Here is a 16175-nt window from a genome sequence, read left to right on the forward strand (position 1 = left end):
TGATCTCGTCCAAAGCGGGTCCAACTGCGCGAATCGTGAAGGCCCCGGGGGTGTCCCAGTCGCCATGATCAGGAGCGGAATGATGGCTTCAGGTGGCCAATGTCCGTTTCGTTGGGGTGGGTTGTAGGTCGGGATTGACCGAAACATTCCCTCTGTGGTGAGCAAAATCACACGTCGATCACGAGGTCTCCATGACTTCCGTGGGGAAGGGAATGTTTAACCTGACGCTTTACAAGACGTGACAAGTTGACAACCTCCAGCCTTCAACAGCGCCCGCGCGTGAGGCCCTTCGGACCTCCTCCCCCCGGACGCCCGGACACGACAAGGGTCTGTGACAACCGTGACAACCGAGAAGACGACCGTGACGACGACGGCGTTCCGCCCCACCGCCAACCCGCGCCGCACCACCCTCGTGCACGTGAAGGACGCCGGTGTCCCGCAGGCCCCCGCGCCCGCCGAGCACACCACCGAACTGCCGGCCCAGACCGCCAACCCGCGCCGCACCGTCCTCGTCGACGTCCCGGTCCGCACCCCGGTCGCCGACTGACCGCAGGCGGCGCCCGCCCCCGCCGCGTTAGCCTGGAGCGTCAGACTCCAGCCAGCTCAGTGAGGGGCGCAAGGATCCCGTGCGCATCGCCAGGTTCTCCATCGACGGGAACGTCGCCTTCGGCGCGGTCGAGGGCGACCAGCCCGACGAGCTCGTCCTCGACATCATCAAGGGCATCCCGTTCGCGGACTTCGAGCTGTCCGGCACGAAGGTCCCGCTGAGCAAGGTCAGGCTGCTGCCGCCGGTGCTCCCCAGCAAGGTCGTCGCCTTCGGCCGCAACTACGCCGAGCACGCGCGCGAGCTGGGCAACGAGGTACCGGACGCGCCCTTCGCCTTCTTCAAGCCGTCCACCTCGGTGATCGGTCCGGGCGACGCCATCCAGTACCCGTCGTTCTCCGAGGAACTGCACCACGAGGCCGAACTGGCCGTCGTCATCGGCCGGATGTGCCGTGAGGTGCCCCGCGACCGGGTCCAGGACGTGATCTTCGGCTTCACCTGCGCCAACGACGTCACCGCGCGGGACGTTCAGCGCCGCGAGAAGCAGTGGGCCCGCGCCAAGGGCTTCGACAGCTCCTGCCCGCTCGGCCCCTGGGTGGAGACCGGCCTCGACCTCGCCACCGCCGCGGACCTCACCGTCCAGCTCACCGTCAACGGCGAACAGCGCCAGCTCGGCCGGACGAGCGAGATGACCCACTCCATCGAGGATCTGATCGTCAACGTCTCCGAGGCCATGACGTTGCTCCCCGGTGACGTCATCCTCACCGGCACCCCCGCGGGGGTCGGCCCCCTGCACGTCGGCGACGAGGTCGCCGTCACCATCGAAGGCATCGGCACTCTCACCAACAAGGTTGTCAAGCGTGGCTAGCGCACCCGGCTCCCCCGTACGCGTCCGTTTCTGTCCCTCACCCACCGGCAACCCGCACGTGGGCCTGGTCCGCACCGCCCTGTTCAACTGGGCGTTCGCCAAGCACCACCAGGGCACCCTGGTCTTCCGCATCGAGGACACCGACGCAGCCCGCGACTCCGAGGAGTCCTACGAGCAGCTCCTCGACTCGCTGCGCTGGCTCGGCTTCGACTGGGACGAGGGCCCCGAGGTCGGCGGCCCGCACGCGCCCTACCGCCAGTCGCAGCGGATGGACATCTACCGGGACGTCGCCGACCGGCTCCTCGACGCCGGCCACGCCTACCGCTGCTACTGCTCGACGGAGGAACTGGACGCCCGCCGCGACGCCGCCCGCGCCGCGGGCAGGCCGTCCGGCTACGACGGCCACTGCCGCGACCTCACCGCCGAGCAGAAGGCCGCCTACGAGGCCGAGGGCCGCACGCCGATCGTCCGGTTCCGGATGCCCGACGAGACGATCACCTTCACCGACCTGGTCCGCGGCGAACTGACCTTCACCCCGGAGAACGTCCCGGACTACGGCATCGTCCGCGCCAACGGCGCCCCGCTGTACACCCTGGTCAACCCGGTCGACGACGCCCTGATGGAGATCACCCACGTCCTGCGCGGCGAGGACCTGCTCTCCTCCACCCCGCGCCAGATCGCGCTCTACAAGGCGCTGATCGACCTGGGCGTCGCCAAGGACATCCCGGCCTTCGGACACCTCCCGTACGTGATGGGCGAGGGCAACAAGAAGCTCTCCAAGCGCGACCCGGAGTCCTCGCTCAACCTCTACAGGGAGCGCGGCTTCCTCCCCGAGGGACTGCTCAACTACCTCTCCCTGCTGGGCTGGTCGCTCGCGGCCGACCGTGACGTCTTCTCCATGGACGAGATGGTCGCGGCCTTCGAGATCTCCGACGTGAACCCCAACCCGGCCCGCTTCGACCTGAAGAAGTGCGAGGCGATCAACGCCGACCACATCCGGCTGCTCGACGTGAAGGACTTCACCGAGCGCTGCCGGCCGTGGCTCGCCGCGCCGTTCGCCCCGTGGCCTGCCGAGGACTTCGACGAGGCCAAGTGGCAGGCGGTCGCCCCGCACGCCCAGACCCGCGTCAAGGTCCTCTCCGAGATCACCGACAACGTCGACTTCCTGTTCCTCGCGGAGCCGGTCCGCGACGAGGCGAGCTGGACGAAGGCCATGAAGGACGGGTCGGACGCGCTGCTGCGCACCGCCCGCGAGAAGCTGGACGCCGCCGACTGGAACTCCGCCGAGTCCCTCAAGGAAGCGGTTCTGGCCGCAGGTGAGGCCCACGGCCTCAAGCTCGGCAAGGCGCAGGCGCCGGTCCGCGTCGCCGTCACCGGCCGCACCGTCGGGCTGCCCCTCTTCGAGTCCCTGGAGATCCTGGGCAAGGAGAAGACCCTGACCCGCATCGACACGGCCCTGGCCAGGCTCGCCGCGTAGCCTCGCGTTCCCTGAGGGGCGGTATCCGGACCTGGTTGCGGATGCCGCCCCTTTCCGGTGCCGTGCCGGGTACCGTCGACGCCATGGTGATCAAAGCCGTCGTCTGGGACGTCGACGACACCCTCTTCGACTACACCACCGCCGACCGCGAGGGCATGCGCGCCCACCTCGTGGCCGAGGGGCTCCTCGCCCGGTACGGAACGGCCGAACAGGCCCTCGCGCACTGGCGGGAGATCACCGAACGGCAGTGGGCGCGGTTCTCGGCGGGCGAGGCGGACTTCGAGACCCAGCGCAGGGACCGGGTCCGGGTCTTCCTCGAACGGGAGCTGACCGACCCGGAGGCCGACGACTGGTTCCGGCGCTACCTCACCCACTACGAGTCGGCCTGGTCCCTCTTCCCCGACGTGCTGCCCGTCCTCGACGCGCTGGCCGGCCTCCGGCACGCGGTGCTGTCCAACTCCAGCCTCACCGTCCAGGACCGCAAGCTGCGCAGCCTCGGGGTGCACGACCGCTTCGAGGTCATCCTGTGCGCCGTCGAACTCGGCGTCTCCAAGCCGGACGCCGCGGCCTTCCGCGCGGCCTGCGACGCCCTGGAACTCGCCCCGCACCAGGTCGCGTACGTCGGCGACCACCCGGAGATCGACGGCCGTGGCGCGGCCGGCGCCGGACTGCTCTCGGTGTGGATCGACCGCACCGGCGCGCACGCCCCCAGCGCCCCGGAGGGCGGCCCGCACCGGATCGCCTCGCTCGCCGAACTCCCCGTGATCCTCGGCTCGGATACCCGTTTTGGAGCCCCGTCCACCTTCGGGTAATGTTCTTCCTGCGCCGCCGGGAAGCGGGCCGAAAGGCCGGAACCGGGGGAGCAAGCTAGAACAAGATCCCTCACAGGATTTGCGTTCCAGTGGCCTATGGTGTAATTGGCAGCACGACTGATTCTGGTTCAGTTAGTCTTGGTTCGAGTCCAGGTAGGCCAGCTCGCAGAGCTCATCTGTGCCAGCGGATCACATCCGCAAGCCCCCGTTGTGTAGCGGCCTAGCACGCTGCCCTCTCAAGGCAGTAGCGCCGGTTCGAATCCGGTCGGGGGTACTGATCTCGGCCGAGTCGAGATCGCTAGGGCCCCCGTTGTGTAGCGGCCTAGCACGCCGCCCTCTCAAGGCGGTAGCGCCGGTTCGAATCCGGTCGGGGGTACGAACTGGTCTAAACCACATTGGTCTATGGTGTAATTGGCAGCACGACTGATTCTGGTTCAGTTAGTCTTGGTTCGAGTCCAGGTAGACCAGCTCGGATCTGCGGAAACGTAGATCCTCGCCCCCGTTGTGTAGCGGCCTAGCACGCCGCCCTCTCAAGGCGGTAGCGCCGGTTCGAATCCGGTCGGGGGTACGTACGGCAGAGGCCCTCCACTTCGGTGGAGGGCCTTTCGCATGTCCACGGCCGCCAGCCGATTCCGTGGAGAGAGCCTGCCGCGGCGTTGAGGCCGGCTCCCTCCTCGGGTGGTACGGCTCAGCCCGTGCGGCGCAGGGCCTCGGAGAGGCGGTTCGCGGAATCGATCACGGCCTGCGCGTGCATCCGGCCCGGGTGCCGGGTCAGCCGCTCGATCGGTCCGGAGACCGAGACGGCCGCGACCACGCGGTTGGAGGGTCCGCGCACCGGCGCGGAGACCGACGCGACCCCCGGCTCGCGCTCGCCGATCGACTGGGCCCAGCCCCGGCGCCGCACCCCCGACAGGGCCGTCGCCGTGAAACGGGCGCCCTGCAGACCGCGGTGCAGCCGCTCCGGCTCCTCCCAGGCCATCAGGATCTGCGCCGAGGAACCGGCCTTCATGGTGAGGGTGGAGCCGACCGGGACCGTGTCCCGAAGGCCGGACAGGCGTTCCGCCGCGGCCACACAGATCCGCATCTCGCCCTGGCGGCGGTAGAGCTGCGCGCTCTCGCCCGTCACGTCCCTGAGGTGGGTGAGCACCGGTCCCGCGGTGGCCAGCAGCCGGTCCTCGCCGGCCGCCGCGGCCAGCTCCGCCAGCCTCGGGCCGAGAATGAAACGTCCCTGCATGTCCCGTGCCACCATGCGGTGGTGCTCAAGGGCCACGGCCAGTCGGTGGGCCGTGGGTCGTGCCAGTCCGGTGGCCGCGACCAACCCGGCGAGGGTGGCGGGTCCGGACTCCAGGGCGCTCAGGACAAGGGCCGCCTTGTCCAGAACGCCCACGCCGCTACTGTTGTCCATGAAACGATACTCCCGTCTCACTCTGTGAAACGCAAGTTCATTTTTCCGTGAGACGCGCAACCCTGGTAGGCACAGTGGCCCGTCCAGCGGCGGGCCCGGCGGCGGGTGCCCGGGTACAGGGGCGTGGGCGCCGTCACCTCATGGATCTCTAGTTGGGCCGACGCCTCCGTGCGGTCGGCCGGAGGGAAAGCGATGGGTAGGACACTCGCGGAGAAGGTCTGGGACGACCACGTCGTCCGGCGCGCCGAGGGCGAGCCCGACCTTCTCTTCATCGATCTGCACCTCCTGCACGAGGTGACCAGCCCGCAGGCCTTCGACGGACTGCGGCAGAACGGCCGCCCGGTCCGGCGCCTCGACCTCACCATCGCCACCGAGGACCACAACACCCCCACCCTCGACATCGACAAGCCCATCGCGGACCCGGTCTCCCGCGCCCAGCTGGAGACCCTGCGCAAGAACTGCGCCGAGTTCGGGGTGCGGCTGCACCCGCTGGGCGACGTCGAACAGGGCGTCGTGCACGTGGTCGGCCCGCAGCTGGGACTCACCCAGCCCGGCACCACGGTCGTCTGCGGCGACTCCCACACCTCCACCCACGGTGCCTTCGGCGCCCTGGCGTTCGGCATCGGCACCTCGCAGGTCGAGCACGTGCTCGCCACCCAGACGCTGCCGCTGGCCCGCCCGAAGACCATGGCCATCACGGTCGAGGGCGAACTGCCCGACGGCGTCACCGCCAAGGACCTCATCCTCGCGATCATCGCCAGGATCGGCACCGGCGGCGGCCAGGGCTACATCCTGGAGTACCGGGGCTCCGCCATCGAGAAACTCTCGATGGAGGCCCGCATGACCATCTGCAACATGTCGATCGAGGCCGGCGCCCGCGCGGGCATGATCGCCCCCGACGAGACCACCTTCGCCTACATCGAGGGCCGCGCCCACGCGCCCCAGGGCGCCGACTGGGACGCGGCGGTCGCGTACTGGAAGACGCTCAGGACGGACGACGACGCCGAGTTCGACGCCGAGGTCGTCATCGACGCCACCGCGCTCTCCCCGTTCGTCACCTGGGGCACCAACCCCGGCCAGGGCGCCCCGCTTTCGAGCGACGTCCCCGATCCCGCTTCGTACGAAGACGCTTCGGAGCGCTTCGCCGCCGAAAAGGCCCTGGAATACATGGGGTTGGAGGCCGGCCAGTCGCTGCGCTCCATCACCGTGGACACCGTCTTCGTAGGTTCGTGCACCAACGGCCGCATCGAGGACCTGCGCGCCGCCGCCGAGATCCTCAAGGACCGCAAAGTCGCCGACGGCGTACGGATGCTGGTCGTCCCCGGCTCCGCGCGGGTCGGCCTCCAGGCCGTCTCCGAGGGCCTCGACACCGTCTTCAAGGACGCGGGCGCCGAGTGGCGGCACGCGGGCTGCTCGATGTGTCTGGGCATGAACCCCGACCAGCTGGCCCCGGGCGAGCGCTCCGCGTCCACCTCCAACCGCAACTTCGAGGGCAGGCAGGGCAAGGGCGGCCGCACCCACCTGGTCTCCCCGCAGGTCGCCGCCGCGACCGCGGTCCTCGGCCACCTGGCCTCGCCCGCCGACCTGTCCGACGTCCTCGTGCCCGCTGGAGTCTGAGAGCCATGGAAGCATTCACCACCCACACGGGCCGGGCCGTCCCGCTGCGCCGCTCCAACGTCGACACCGACCAGATCATCCCTGCCCACTGGCTGAAGAAGGTCACCAGGGACGGGTTCGAGGACGGGCTGTTCGAGGCCTGGCGCAAGGACCCCGAGTTCATCCTCAACCGCCCCGAGCGGCAGGGCGCCACCGTCCTGGTGGCCGGCCCCGACTTCGGCACCGGGTCCTCCCGTGAGCACGCCGTCTGGGCGCTGCAGAACTTCGGCTTCAAGGCCGTGATCTCGTCCCGCTTCGCCGACATCTTCCGGGGCAACTCGCTGAAGAACGGCCTGCTCACGGTGGTGCTCGACCAGAAGATCGTGGACGCGCTGTGGGACCTCGCCGAGCGCGACCCGCAGGCCGAGATCACGGTCGACCTCGAAGCCCGCGAGGTGCGCGCCGAGGGCGTCACCGCCCCCTTCGAGCTGGACGAGAACTCCCGCTGGCGGCTGCTGAACGGCCTGGACGACATCTCCATCACCCTCCGCAACGAGCCCGACATCGCGGCCTACGAGGCCAAGCGCCCCTCGTACAAGCCGAGGACGGTCCAGGTCTGACCCACCCGGCCACCGCGCGGCGGGTTTCGGCCACCGATCCACCCCTCCTGTACCCCCGATCAGCCCGATCGGGGGTACAGGCGTGTCTGCACCCGAACGGCCCTGCGTGGACCAGGACCGTTCGTCAACTTCCCACGTTATAAGGGTTGTTGTCGGGGTAGTCGACCCTTGCGTCCGAGACTTCCGCACCCGCCCGGAAGGCCGTTTGAGGTACCAGTTGCGACCCCCGCAGGCGACAACTCGCCCCAGATGGCACAATCTGTGCATGGGACACGACGGCCAACTCAAGCTCCATGCGGCAGTCGCGGACCGGAGCAAGGAAGCGCACACACCAGTGCGCGCACTGCAAGTCCCGGAGGGCGTACGGATGGCGCTGACCCGGAAGCTGCCGGTCATTACGGCCGCGGCCAAGCACGATCTCACCGACGCGGCAAGGCGACTGGAGCGGTTCAGCACGGGCCTCGACGAGGGCCGATTTCCTCCGAAGGGGAACGTTGAAGACGTCACCGGCAGTCGAAACCGTTGCGGCACAAGGGTGATAAGCCCGTTTCGTGTTTGATTTGCGGTATATATCTGCCTAACGTGCGAAAAAGCCGGAGCGCATTCGTTCCGGCAATGTCTCCGAAGGGGAAGACGTGAACAAGGCGCAGCTCGTAGAAGCGATTGCCGACAAGATGGGCGGCCGCCAGCAGGCCGCCGAGGCCGTCGACGCCGTCCTGGACGCCGTCGTCCGCGCGGTCGTCAGCGGCGACCGGGTCTCGGTCACCGGCTTCGGTTCGTTCGAGAAGGTCGACCGCCCCGCCCGCTACGCCCGCAACCCCCAGACGGGCGAGCGGGTTCGGGTCAAGAAGACGTCCGTGCCGCGCTTCCGCGCGGGCCAGGGCTTCAAGGACCTGGTGAGCGGCTCCAAGAAGCTCCCGAAGAACGACGTCGCGGTCAAGAAGGCGCCCAAGGGCAGCCTCACCGGCGGTGCTTCGGCCACGGTCAAGAAGGCCGCCGCGAAGAAGGCCACCACCAAGGCCGCCGCCGCCAAGAAGACCACCGCGGCGAAGAAGACCACCGCGAAGAAGACCGCGACCGCGAGCGCCGCCAAGAAGGCCACCGCGAAGAAGGCGACGGCCAAGAAGGCCACCGGCGCCGCCAAGACCGCCGCCGCCAAGAAGACCACCGCCAAGAAGGCGACGGCCAAGAAGGCCCCGGCGAAGAAGGCGACCGCCACCACGGCGCCCGCCAAGAAGTCGACGGCTCGCAAGACCACCGCCAAGAAGGCCACCGCTCGCAAGAGGTAAGGGCTGCACGGGCACTCACGCGCCGGGCCGGACTCCCAGTCGGAGTCCGGCCCGCGGCGTGTCCGGGCGCCGCCCGCCCCGCTCCTGGCGCCGTCCGGCACCCCGAGTGCTGCCCGCCTCGCCCCTGGCGCCGTCCGGCACCCCGAGCGCTGCCCCTGTCCCGGGGCTCAGAACGTCTGGAGCGTCACCAGGGTGATCCGGCGCGCGTCGCCCTCGCCCTCGGTCTCGATCCGCACCCGCTGCCCCGGCCGCAGCAGCCGCAGACCGCCCGCGTCGAACGCCGGTGTCTCGAACGGCATCGGCGTCCCGTCGTCGAGCAGCACCTGTCCGCTGCGGTGGGCCGGGTCGTACGTGTATGCGGTCGCCTGCATGGCCGCAGCCTACTGCCCGGGGGCCGCGAGCCGCGCGGTCGCCGCCGCCGTCCTCGGCCCCACCCCGAGCCGCAGGGCGGCCCGCAGATCCCGCCCGGTGTCGACGTCCTGGCGCACCGAGTCCACGCCGTCGAGGCGCAGTTCGACGGCGCCCGACGCGCGGTGCCTGGCCCGCGAGTCCGTGCCGAATGCCGGAAGCAATTCCTGCCCGGAACGCGCCGCGAGCAAGGTGGTGCCGACCCCCGCCGCATCGGCGAGAAAAGCACGCGGGAATTCCGCGGCGGCGTTCAACACGCGCGACAATTCCGCGGACCGCAATGCGGGCAGATCGGCGTTGAGCGCCGCCACCCGACGGTCCGGACGCCCGGCGCGCACGACGGCCGCCGCGTGCGCCAGCGCCCCGTTCAGACCGCCGCCCGGCTCGTCGCCGACGATCCACGCGCCCAGCGCCGCGAGTTCCCGCCCGGCCAGTCCGTCGTCCGTGACGACTGCCACATCCCCGATGGCGGGGCAGGCCAGCGCGGCCGCCACGGTGTCCTGGGCGAAGGCGAGGGCGAGCGACGGGCGCAGTCCGTCGGCGGCGGTGTCCGACAGCCTGCTCTTGGCGTGAGCCAGCGGTTTCAGGGGTACGACCAAGGTCCACTGCACGGGCGTTCCGTCCCTCTCTTGTCGCGGCCATTGTCACTCAGCCGTCACCTGAGCCATCTGGCGGTCGCGGAGTCTGGGCGTACGGTGTTCTCGACAGACCGGCGGCCCGGGGCGAGACTTGTCCGCTCCCAGGCCCTGAAGGAAGGTGTCCGCGTGCCCCGCCGCAGAATCGGCTTCTGGTACCGCTTCGCAGCGGTCCTCTGCAAACCGCCACTGGTGGTTCTGATCAAGCGGGACTGGCGCGGAATGGAGCACATTCCGGCCGAGGGCGGATTTATCACCGCGGTGAACCACAATTCACACGTCGACCCCTTCGCGTACGCGCACTATCAGTACAACACCGGCCGGGTGCCGCGATTCCTCGCCAAGAGCGGCCTTTTCAAGAAGGGATTCGTCGGTGCCGCCATGCGGGGTACGGGACAGATCCCCGTCTACCGCGAGAGCACCGACGCGCTCAGCGCCTTCCGCGCCGCGATCGACGCCGTCGAGCGCGGCGAGTGCGTCGCCTTCTACCCCGAGGGCACCATCACCCGCGACCCGGACGGCTGGCCGATGACCGCCAAGACCGGTGCCGCGCGGGTCGCCCTGCAGACCAAGTGCCCGGTCGTCCCGGTCGCCCAGTGGGGCGCCAACGAACTGCTGCCGCCCTACAGCACCAGGCCGCACCTGCTGCCGCGCAAGACGCACCACGTGCTGGCGGGGCCGCCGGTCGACCTCTCCCGGTTCTACGACCGGGAGATGACCGCCGACCTCCTCAAGGAGGCGACCGAGGTCATCATGGCGGACATCACCGCGCTCCTTGAGCAGATCCGCGGCGAGAAGGCCCCGAAGACGCCCTACGATCCGCGTCGGGAGCGGATCGAGCAGCGCCGCCGCACCCGCGGTCAGACCGGTCGGAAAGAGGAGAGCGGCACGTGAGCAAGCCTGTCAAGGCGGCGGTTCTCAGCGCGGGTTCGTGGGGCACGTCCTTCGCGATGGTGCTCGCCGACGCCGGGTGCGAGGTGACCCTCTGGGGCCGCCGCCCCGAGGTCGTCGAGGCCATCAACTCCACGCGCGCCAACCCGGACTACCTGCCGGGCGTCGAACTCCCGGAGAACGTACGGGCCACCGTCGACCCCGCCGAGGCGGCCGCCGGCGCCGACTTCACCGTGCTGTCGGTGCCGTCCCAGACGCTGCGCGAGAACCTCGCCGCCTGGACCCCGCTGCTCGCCCCCGACACCGTCCTCGTCTCCCTGATGAAGGGCGTCGAACTCGGTACCACCATGCGGATGAGCGAGGTCTTCGAGGACGTCACCCGGTGGGGCCGGGACCGGATCGCCGTGGTCACCGGGCCCAACCTGGCCCGTGAGGTCGCCTCCCGCAGGCCGGCCGCCGCCGTGGTCGCCTGCACCGACGAGGCGGTCGCCCAGCGGCTCCAGACCGCCTGCCACACCCCCTACTTCCGCCCGTACACCAACACCGACGTGGTCGGCTGCGAGCTGGGCGGCGCCGTGAAGAACGTCATCGGGCTCGCCGTCGGCATCGCGGACGGCATGGGGCTCGGCGACAACGCCAAGGGGTCGCTCATCACCCGCGGCCTCGCCGAGACCACCCGGCTCGGCCTGGCGATGGGCGCCGACCCGCTGACGTTCTCCGGACTCGCCGGTCTCGGCGACCTGGTGGCGACCTGCTCGTCGCCGCTGTCGCGCAACCACACCTTCGGCACCAACCTCGGCAAGGGCATGACCCTCCAGGAGACCATCGCGGTCACCCGGCAGACCGCCGAGGGCGTCAAGTCCTGCGAGTCCGTCGCGGATCTCGCGCGCAGGCACGGCGTCGAGATGCCCATCACCGAGACGGTCGTGGACATCGTGCACGAGGGCAAGCCGCCGATGGTCGCCCTCAAGGAGCTGATGTCGCGCAGCGCGAAGCCGGAACGACGCTGAGCGAACGGCCCTGTCGGCGCTGTCTGTGGCCAGGAGCACCGGGTACTCTCAACGCGATATGAGCACCGAGAACCTCTCCCTCAGCCCTGAGCCGCAGCCTCGTAAGCCGCGGGTGGCCGTCGTGTTCGGCGGGCGCAGCTCCGAACACGGGATCTCCGTGGTCACCGCGGGCGCCGTCCTGCGCGCGATCGACCGGACCAAGTACGAGGTCCTGCCGATCGGCATCACGCGTGACGGCCGGTGGGCGCTCACCGCGGACGAACCGGAGCGGATGGCGATCACCGACCGCCGCACCCCGGACGTCGACGAACTCGCCGAGTCGAGCGAGGGCGGCGTGCTGCTCTCCGTCGACCCCGGCAACCGCGAAGTCGTCTACAGCGAGCCGGGATCGGTGCCCAAGGCGCTCGGCGAGGTCGACGTCGTCTTCCCCGTCCTGCACGGCCCCTACGGCGAGGACGGCACCCTCCAGGGCCTCCTGGAGCTGTCCGGTGTCCCGTACGTGGGTTCGGGTGTGCTCGCCTCGGCCGTCGGCCAGGACAAGGAGTACATGAAGCGGGTCTTCACCTCCTTCGGGCTGAAGGTCGGCCCGTACGTGGTGATCAGGCCGCGCGAGTGGGAGCGCGACGAGTCCGCGGCCCGCCGGAAGATCGTGGACTTCGCCGCCGAGCACGGCTGGCCGCTGTTCGTGAAGCCCGCCCGCGCCGGCTCCTCGATCGGCATCACCAAGGTCGACGGCCCGGCCGGTCTGGACGACGCGATCGCCGAGGCCCAGCGCCACGACCCGAAGATCCTCGTCGAGGCGGCGCTCACCGGCCGCGAGATCGAGTGCGGTGTCCTGGAGTTCGAGGACGGCCCGCGCGCCTCCCTGCCGGCCGAGATCCCGCCGCCCGACGCGCACGCCTACTACGACTTCGAGGCCAAGTACATCGACTCCACCCCGGGCCTGGTGCCGGCCCCGCTGACCGACGAGGAGACCGCCGAGGTGCGGCGGCTCGCGGTGGCGGCGTTCGACGCGGCGGCCTGCGAGGGGCTGGTGCGCGCGGACTTCTTCCTCACCGACGACGGCGAGTTCGTCATCAACGAGATCAACACGATGCCCGGCTTCACGCCGATCTCGATGTACCCGCAGATGTGGCAGGCCACCGGCGTCGGCTACGCCGAGCTGGTCGACCTGCTGGTGAGCGCGGCGCTGCGGCGCCCGACCGGGCTGCGCTGAGCCGCCCGCGGCGCCGGCCCGACCGGCGCCGCCCGTGTGACCCGTGTGACCCGAGGGGCAGTCCCTGATCGGACCCTAATCGGCGATGCCCTCGGGGATCGCCTTCTTGACGGCGGGCGCCACATCCACCAGGGGCGCCATGCCGTCGCCCGTGCGGGCCTTCGGGATGGTCACCTCGACGTACGCCCTGCGCAGCGTCGTGGTGAAGCGGTACGAGCCGTCGTCGCGCTTCTGGAGCAGCCAGCCGACGCCCTCCACCTCGACGCCGTCGGCCTCCGGATCGTCCATCTCGGCGGGCCGCGGCACCCCGCAGCGCAGTATGATCGCCGGGTTCCCCCAGCCCGCGGTCAGCGCGGACGCGGGTTCGGGATCCCGGCGGCCTTCTCCGTCGACCTCGGACGGCAGCGTTCCGTCCAGGTTCTGGCACAGCTCGGTGACCTTCGCGCCCGGGTCGGGAACCGCCGCCCGGGTGCCGTCGTCCGCCGAGGAGCAGCCCGCGGCGGTGATCAGCAGGGCGAGTGCGGGCAGGCCGATGGGCCGGTGACGGAAGAAGTTCACCGGCTCAAGGGTAGACGGGGGCTACAGATGGACGACCGGGCAGGTCAAGGTGCGGGTGATGCCGTCCACTTGCTGGACTTTCGCGACCACCATGCGGCCGAGGTCGTCCACCGTGTCCGACTGGGCGCGCACGATCACGTCGTACGGCCCGGTCACGTCCTCGGCCTGGATGATCCCAGGGATCTTGCTGATCGTCTCGGCGACGGCGGACGCCTTGCCGACCTCTGTCTGGATCAGGATGTACGCCTGTACCACGGAACCTCCAGGGCGGCGACGAGGATCATGTGGGGGGAAGGAACGCCACGGTATCGCGTCGCCGCTCGCCGCGGGGAGACCCGCGAGGGGCGTGACCCGCGCGCCGGGGCGCCGATGCCGCGGACACCGGGGAGCCCGACGGTCGGGTCGAGGGCGGGGAGAGCACCACGACCGTCCAGAGCACCGCGACCGTCCAGAGCACCGAGAGCACCGAGAGCACCGAGGCCGTCGAGAACACCGGGACCATCGGGGAGACTGATGGGGCGCGACCGGGCACGGCACGGGGACAGTCACCCGACAGAAGGGCAGCCAGGGCAATGAAGGGCACTGTTGGCGAGCTGGGGGAGTTCGGGCTCATCAGGGAGCTCACCTCCCGTCTCACCACCACCCCGGCGGTCCGGGTCGGTCCTGGCGACGACGCCGCCGTGGTCGCCGCACCCGACCGCAGGGTCGTGGCCAGCACCGACATCCTGCTCGAAGGCCGGCACTTCCGCCGCGACTGGTCCACGGCGTACGACGTCGGCCGCAAGGCCGCCGCGCAGAACCTCGCGGACATCGCCGCCATGGGCGCCGTGCCGACGGCGCTGCTGCTCGGCCTGGTGGTGCCCGCCGAACTGCCGGTGACCTGGCCGAGCGAGCTGATGGACGGGCTGCGCGACGAATGCCAGGTCGCGGGCGCCTCGGTGGTCGGCGGCGACGTGGTGCGCGGCGACACCATCATGGTGTCGATCACCGCCCTCGGTGATCTGCGCAACCACGAGCCGGTGACCAGGGCCGGCGCGAGGCCGGGCGACCTGGTCGCGGTGACCGGCTGGCTCGGCTGGTCGGCGGCCGGGTTCGCGGTCCTGTCCCGCGGCTTCCGTTCGCCGCGCGCCTTCGTGGAGGCGCACCGGCGTCCCGAGCCGCCGTACCACGCGGGACCGGCCGCGGCCGCGCTCGGGGCGACCGCGATGTGCGACGTCAGCGACGGGCTGATCGCCGACCTCGGGCACATCGCCGAGGCCAGCAAGGTCCGCATCGACGTGCGGTCGGGCGCGATCGACATCCCGACCCAGATGAACGACATCGGGCAGGCCGTCGGCGTCGATCCGATGCAGTGGGTGCTGACCGGGGGAGAGGACCACGCGATCGTGGCGACGTTCCCGCCGGACGCGAAGCTGCCGGCCCGCTGGAAGGTGATCGGCGAGGTGCTCAACCCGTCGGCGCTGCCCCAGGTGACGGTCGACGGGGCGCCCTGGACCAGCAAGGGCGGCTGGGACCACTTCGGGGACCCGGGCGGCCTCGGGGACATCGAGTCATGACCCCGCCGGGCGTGCTCACCGTGGCCGGCTCCGACTCCGGGGGCGGGGCCGGGATCCAGGCCGACCTGAAGACGATGCTGGCGCTCGGCGTGCACGGCATGAGCGTCGTCACCGCCGTCACCGCGCAGAACTCCCTAGGTGTGCAGGGCGCTTGGCCGCTGCCGGTCGACGTGGTGCGGGCGCAGTACCGCAGTGTCGTCGACGACATCGGGGTGCGGGCCGTCAAGACCGGGATGCTCGCCTCGGCCGAACTGGTCGAGGCGGTAGCGGAGTTGATCGCGGGTACGGACGCGCCCGCGGTCGTCGACCCGGTGGGTGTCTCCAAGCACGGCGACCCCCTGCTGGCCGCGTCCGCCCTCGACTCGGTCCGTACGAAGCTGCTGCCGGTCGCCACCGTCGCCACCCCGAACCTCGACGAGGTCGCCCAACTCACCGGGGTGCGCGTCGAGTCGGAGGAGCAGTTGCGGGAGGCCGCGGCGGCGGTACTGGCGTTCGGGCCGCGGTGGGTCGTCGTCAAGGGCGGCCATCTCGCGGGCGACGCCGTGGATCTGCTCACCGACGGGGTGCGGGAGCACTGGCTGCGGTCACCCCGGCACGACAATCGGCACACCCACGGCACGGGGTGCACCCTGGCCTCCGCGATCGCCTCGGGGCTGGCCAAGGGGCAGTCGGTGCCCGACGCGGTGCGGGCGGCGAAGGAGTACGTCACCGGGGCCATCGCGGCGGGCTTCGCGCTCGGCGCCGGTATCGGCCCCGTCGATCACGGGTGGGCGCTCGGGCGCCGGGGGCCCGAGGATCCGGTCGGGTCCTGACGGCCGGGGGCCGGTGGCCCGGAGCCGGGCGGGAGCCGGGGGCCGGTGGTCCGGTCTCCCGGTCAGGCGTCAGGGACCGCCGTTACGGGCCGCCGTCACGGGCAGGCCGTCGCCGAGCACAGCGGGGCGCGGCACGGCGCAGCACACAGCGGGCACAGCAAAAAGCCGATCCACGACAAGTGGACCGGCTTTTCACAGCGAACCGGCAGTGGCCGCGCGCTCACTGAGCGTCAGCGCGAGACCTTGCCGGCCTTGATGCAAGAGGTGCAAGCGTTCACGCGCTTCGGCGTCCCGCCCACCACGGTACGCACACGCTGGATGTTCGGGTTCCAGCGACGGGGCGTACGGCGGTGCGAGTGCGAGATGTTGTTGCCGAAGCCCGGCCCCTTGCCGCAGACGTCGCAGTTGGCAGCCACGGGTCACTCCAAAGACTTCAGATGCACTTACGGATGATCCCGGCATGCCGGGATCGAGATCT

19 protein-coding genes and 5 tRNA genes are annotated in these 16175 nt (G+C 70.6%); 18 read left to right on the forward strand and 6 right to left on the reverse strand.

Translation table 11 applies throughout. The annotated features are described in order from the left end of the window. Window positions 1-340 precede the first annotated feature (340 nt). From DDJ31_RS26930 to DDJ31_RS26970, 9 genes are all read left to right on the forward strand, one after another. The gene (locus DDJ31_RS26930) at window positions 341-547 is read left to right on the forward strand and encodes a hypothetical protein (RefSeq protein WP_240678069.1); all 207 of its coding nucleotides are present in this window, start codon (window positions 341-343) and stop codon (window positions 545-547) included. Window positions 548-626: 79 nt separating this feature from the next. Continuing rightward, window positions 627-1412 (forward strand): fumarylacetoacetate hydrolase family protein, encoded by a 786-nt coding sequence (locus DDJ31_RS26935; RefSeq protein ID WP_127177788.1) that lies wholly within the window; start codon window positions 627-629, stop codon window positions 1410-1412. After that, a complete protein-coding gene (gene gltX, locus DDJ31_RS26940; protein WP_127177787.1) occupies window positions 1405-2889 on the forward strand; it encodes a glutamate--tRNA ligase in 1485 nt (494 codons plus the stop codon). The genes DDJ31_RS26935 and gltX overlap by 8 nt, the downstream gene beginning before the upstream one ends. An 83-nt stretch (window positions 2890-2972) precedes the next feature. Further along, window positions 2973-3701: an HAD family hydrolase gene (locus tag DDJ31_RS26945; RefSeq protein ID WP_127177786.1), complete on the forward strand. Its 729-nt coding sequence runs from the start codon at window positions 2973-2975 to the stop codon at window positions 3699-3701. 90 nt (window positions 3702-3791) lie between these two features. Continuing rightward, window positions 3792-3863: transfer RNA gene (locus DDJ31_RS26950), tRNA-Gln, on the forward strand. Window positions 3864-3902: 39 nt separating this feature from the next. After that, a tRNA-Glu gene (locus DDJ31_RS26955) sits at window positions 3903-3975 on the forward strand. A gap of 29 nt (window positions 3976-4004) precedes the next feature. After that, window positions 4005-4077 (forward strand) — tRNA-Glu (locus DDJ31_RS26960). Window positions 4078-4097: 20 nt separating this feature from the next. Then, window positions 4098-4169, forward strand: a tRNA-Gln gene (locus DDJ31_RS26965). A 27-nt stretch (window positions 4170-4196) separates the two neighbouring features. After that, window positions 4197-4269: transfer RNA gene (locus DDJ31_RS26970), tRNA-Glu, on the forward strand. A gap of 120 nt (window positions 4270-4389) precedes the next feature. Here DDJ31_RS26970 and ndgR read toward each other — a convergent pair. Then, on the reverse strand, window positions 4390-5106 hold the full coding sequence (ndgR, locus tag DDJ31_RS26975) for an IclR family transcriptional regulator NdgR (RefSeq protein ID WP_093836065.1): 717 nt from the start codon (window positions 5104-5106) through the stop codon (window positions 4390-4392). A 192-nt stretch (window positions 5107-5298) separates the two neighbouring features. Between ndgR and leuC the strand changes: the two genes are divergently transcribed. The 4 genes from leuC to DDJ31_RS26995 all read left to right on the forward strand — a co-directional run bounded on the left by leuC (window position 5299) and on the right by DDJ31_RS26995 (window position 8611). Further along, window positions 5299-6723: a 3-isopropylmalate dehydratase large subunit gene (leuC, locus tag DDJ31_RS26980; RefSeq protein WP_127177785.1), complete on the forward strand. Its 1425-nt coding sequence runs from the start codon at window positions 5299-5301 to the stop codon at window positions 6721-6723. 5 nt (window positions 6724-6728) lie between these two features. Next, the gene (gene leuD, locus DDJ31_RS26985; protein WP_127177784.1) at window positions 6729-7322 is read left to right on the forward strand and encodes a 3-isopropylmalate dehydratase small subunit; all 594 of its coding nucleotides are present in this window, start codon (window positions 6729-6731) and stop codon (window positions 7320-7322) included. A gap of 265 nt (window positions 7323-7587) precedes the next feature. Further along, a complete protein-coding gene (locus DDJ31_RS26990) occupies window positions 7588-7881 on the forward strand; it encodes a hypothetical protein (RefSeq protein WP_240678068.1) in 294 nt (97 codons plus the stop codon). A 76-nt stretch (window positions 7882-7957) separates the two neighbouring features. Beyond that, window positions 7958-8611 (forward strand): HU family DNA-binding protein, encoded by a 654-nt coding sequence (locus DDJ31_RS26995; protein ID WP_127177783.1) that lies wholly within the window; start codon window positions 7958-7960, stop codon window positions 8609-8611. Between the two features lie 167 nt (window positions 8612-8778). Here the strand turns inward: DDJ31_RS26995 and DDJ31_RS27000 are convergent, their stop codons facing one another. Together DDJ31_RS27000 and cofC are read right to left on the reverse strand one after the other, a co-directional pair. Then, complete coding sequence (locus DDJ31_RS27000) at window positions 8779-8982, reverse strand: hypothetical protein (RefSeq protein WP_127177782.1); 204 nt, start codon at window positions 8980-8982, stop codon at window positions 8779-8781. Window positions 8983-8991: 9 nt separating this feature from the next. Further along, complete coding sequence (gene cofC / locus DDJ31_RS27005) at window positions 8992-9630, reverse strand: 2-phospho-L-lactate guanylyltransferase (RefSeq protein WP_127177781.1); 639 nt, start codon at window positions 9628-9630, stop codon at window positions 8992-8994. A gap of 153 nt (window positions 9631-9783) precedes the next feature. On the opposite strand from cofC, the gene DDJ31_RS27010 reads away from it, so the two are divergent. From DDJ31_RS27010 to DDJ31_RS27020, 3 genes are read left to right on the forward strand one after another with little or no spacing between them, the layout of a single operon-like run. Next, window positions 9784-10548 carry a lysophospholipid acyltransferase family protein gene (locus DDJ31_RS27010; RefSeq protein WP_127177780.1) on the forward strand — a complete coding sequence of 255 codons (765 nt, stop codon included), beginning with the start codon at window positions 9784-9786 and terminating at the stop codon, window positions 10546-10548. Then, entirely contained in the window at window positions 10545-11555 is a 1011-nt protein-coding gene (locus tag DDJ31_RS27015; protein WP_127177779.1) for an NAD(P)H-dependent glycerol-3-phosphate dehydrogenase, read from the forward strand. The genes DDJ31_RS27010 and DDJ31_RS27015 overlap by 4 nt, the downstream gene beginning before the upstream one ends. A 58-nt stretch (window positions 11556-11613) precedes the next feature. Beyond that, window positions 11614-12771 (forward strand): D-alanine--D-alanine ligase family protein, encoded by a 1158-nt coding sequence (locus tag DDJ31_RS27020; protein WP_127177778.1) that lies wholly within the window; start codon window positions 11614-11616, stop codon window positions 12769-12771. 75 nt (window positions 12772-12846) lie between these two features. Here the strand turns inward: DDJ31_RS27020 and DDJ31_RS27025 are convergent, their stop codons facing one another. Next, on the reverse strand, window positions 12847-13329 hold the full coding sequence (locus DDJ31_RS27025) for a DUF3515 domain-containing protein (RefSeq protein WP_127177777.1): 483 nt from the start codon (window positions 13327-13329) through the stop codon (window positions 12847-12849). Window positions 13330-13350: 21 nt separating this feature from the next. Next, a complete protein-coding gene (locus DDJ31_RS27030) occupies window positions 13351-13584 on the reverse strand; it encodes an Lrp/AsnC family transcriptional regulator (RefSeq protein ID WP_127177776.1) in 234 nt (77 codons plus the stop codon). Between the two features lie 317 nt (window positions 13585-13901). Here DDJ31_RS27030 and DDJ31_RS27035 point away from each other — a divergent pair, with 317 nt between their 5' ends. Further along, window positions 13902-14885 (forward strand): thiamine-phosphate kinase, encoded by a 984-nt coding sequence (locus DDJ31_RS27035; RefSeq protein WP_127177775.1) that lies wholly within the window; start codon window positions 13902-13904, stop codon window positions 14883-14885. After that, entirely contained in the window at window positions 14882-15697 is an 816-nt protein-coding gene (gene thiD, locus DDJ31_RS27040) for a bifunctional hydroxymethylpyrimidine kinase/phosphomethylpyrimidine kinase (RefSeq protein ID WP_127177774.1), read from the forward strand. Before DDJ31_RS27035 ends, thiD begins: the two co-directional genes overlap by 4 nt. Window positions 15698-15927: 230 nt before the next feature. Here thiD and rpmB read toward each other — a convergent pair whose 3' ends face one another. Further along, window positions 15928-16113, reverse strand: coding sequence for a 50S ribosomal protein L28 (gene rpmB, locus DDJ31_RS27045; protein ID WP_004924906.1), 186 nt, complete (start codon window positions 16111-16113; stop codon window positions 15928-15930). Window positions 16114-16175: the final 62 nt, after the last annotated feature.

It is taken from the genome of Streptomyces griseoviridis (assembly GCF_005222485.1).
GTDB classification, from domain to species: Bacteria; Actinomycetota; Actinomycetes; order Streptomycetales; family Streptomycetaceae; genus Streptomyces; species Streptomyces hintoniae.

Bases quoted from the DNA above. Each gene is read 5' to 3' on its own strand.
- DDJ31_RS27035 (WP_127177775.1), top strand. From the start codon at position 13,902: ATGAAGGGCACTGTTGGCGAGCTGGGGGAGTTCGGGCTCATCAGGGAG.
- leuC (WP_127177785.1), top strand. From the start codon at position 5,299: ATGGGTAGGACACTCGCGGAGAAGGTCTGGGACGACCACGTCGTCCGG.
- DDJ31_RS27000 (WP_127177782.1), bottom strand. From the start codon at position 8,982: ATGCAGGCGACCGCATACACGTACGACCCGGCCCACCGCAGCGGACAG.
- leuD (WP_127177784.1), top strand. From the start codon at position 6,729: ATGGAAGCATTCACCACCCACACGGGCCGGGCCGTCCCGCTGCGCCGC.
- thiD (WP_127177774.1), top strand. From the start codon at position 14,882: ATGACCCCGCCGGGCGTGCTCACCGTGGCCGGCTCCGACTCCGGGGGC.
- DDJ31_RS27020 (WP_127177778.1), top strand. From the start codon at position 11,614: ATGAGCACCGAGAACCTCTCCCTCAGCCCTGAGCCGCAGCCTCGTAAG.
- DDJ31_RS26990 (WP_240678068.1), top strand. From the start codon at position 7,588: ATGGGACACGACGGCCAACTCAAGCTCCATGCGGCAGTCGCGGACCGG.
- ndgR (WP_093836065.1), bottom strand. From the start codon at position 5,106: ATGGACAACAGTAGCGGCGTGGGCGTTCTGGACAAGGCGGCCCTTGTC.
- DDJ31_RS26945 (WP_127177786.1), top strand. From the start codon at position 2,973: ATGGTGATCAAAGCCGTCGTCTGGGACGTCGACGACACCCTCTTCGAC.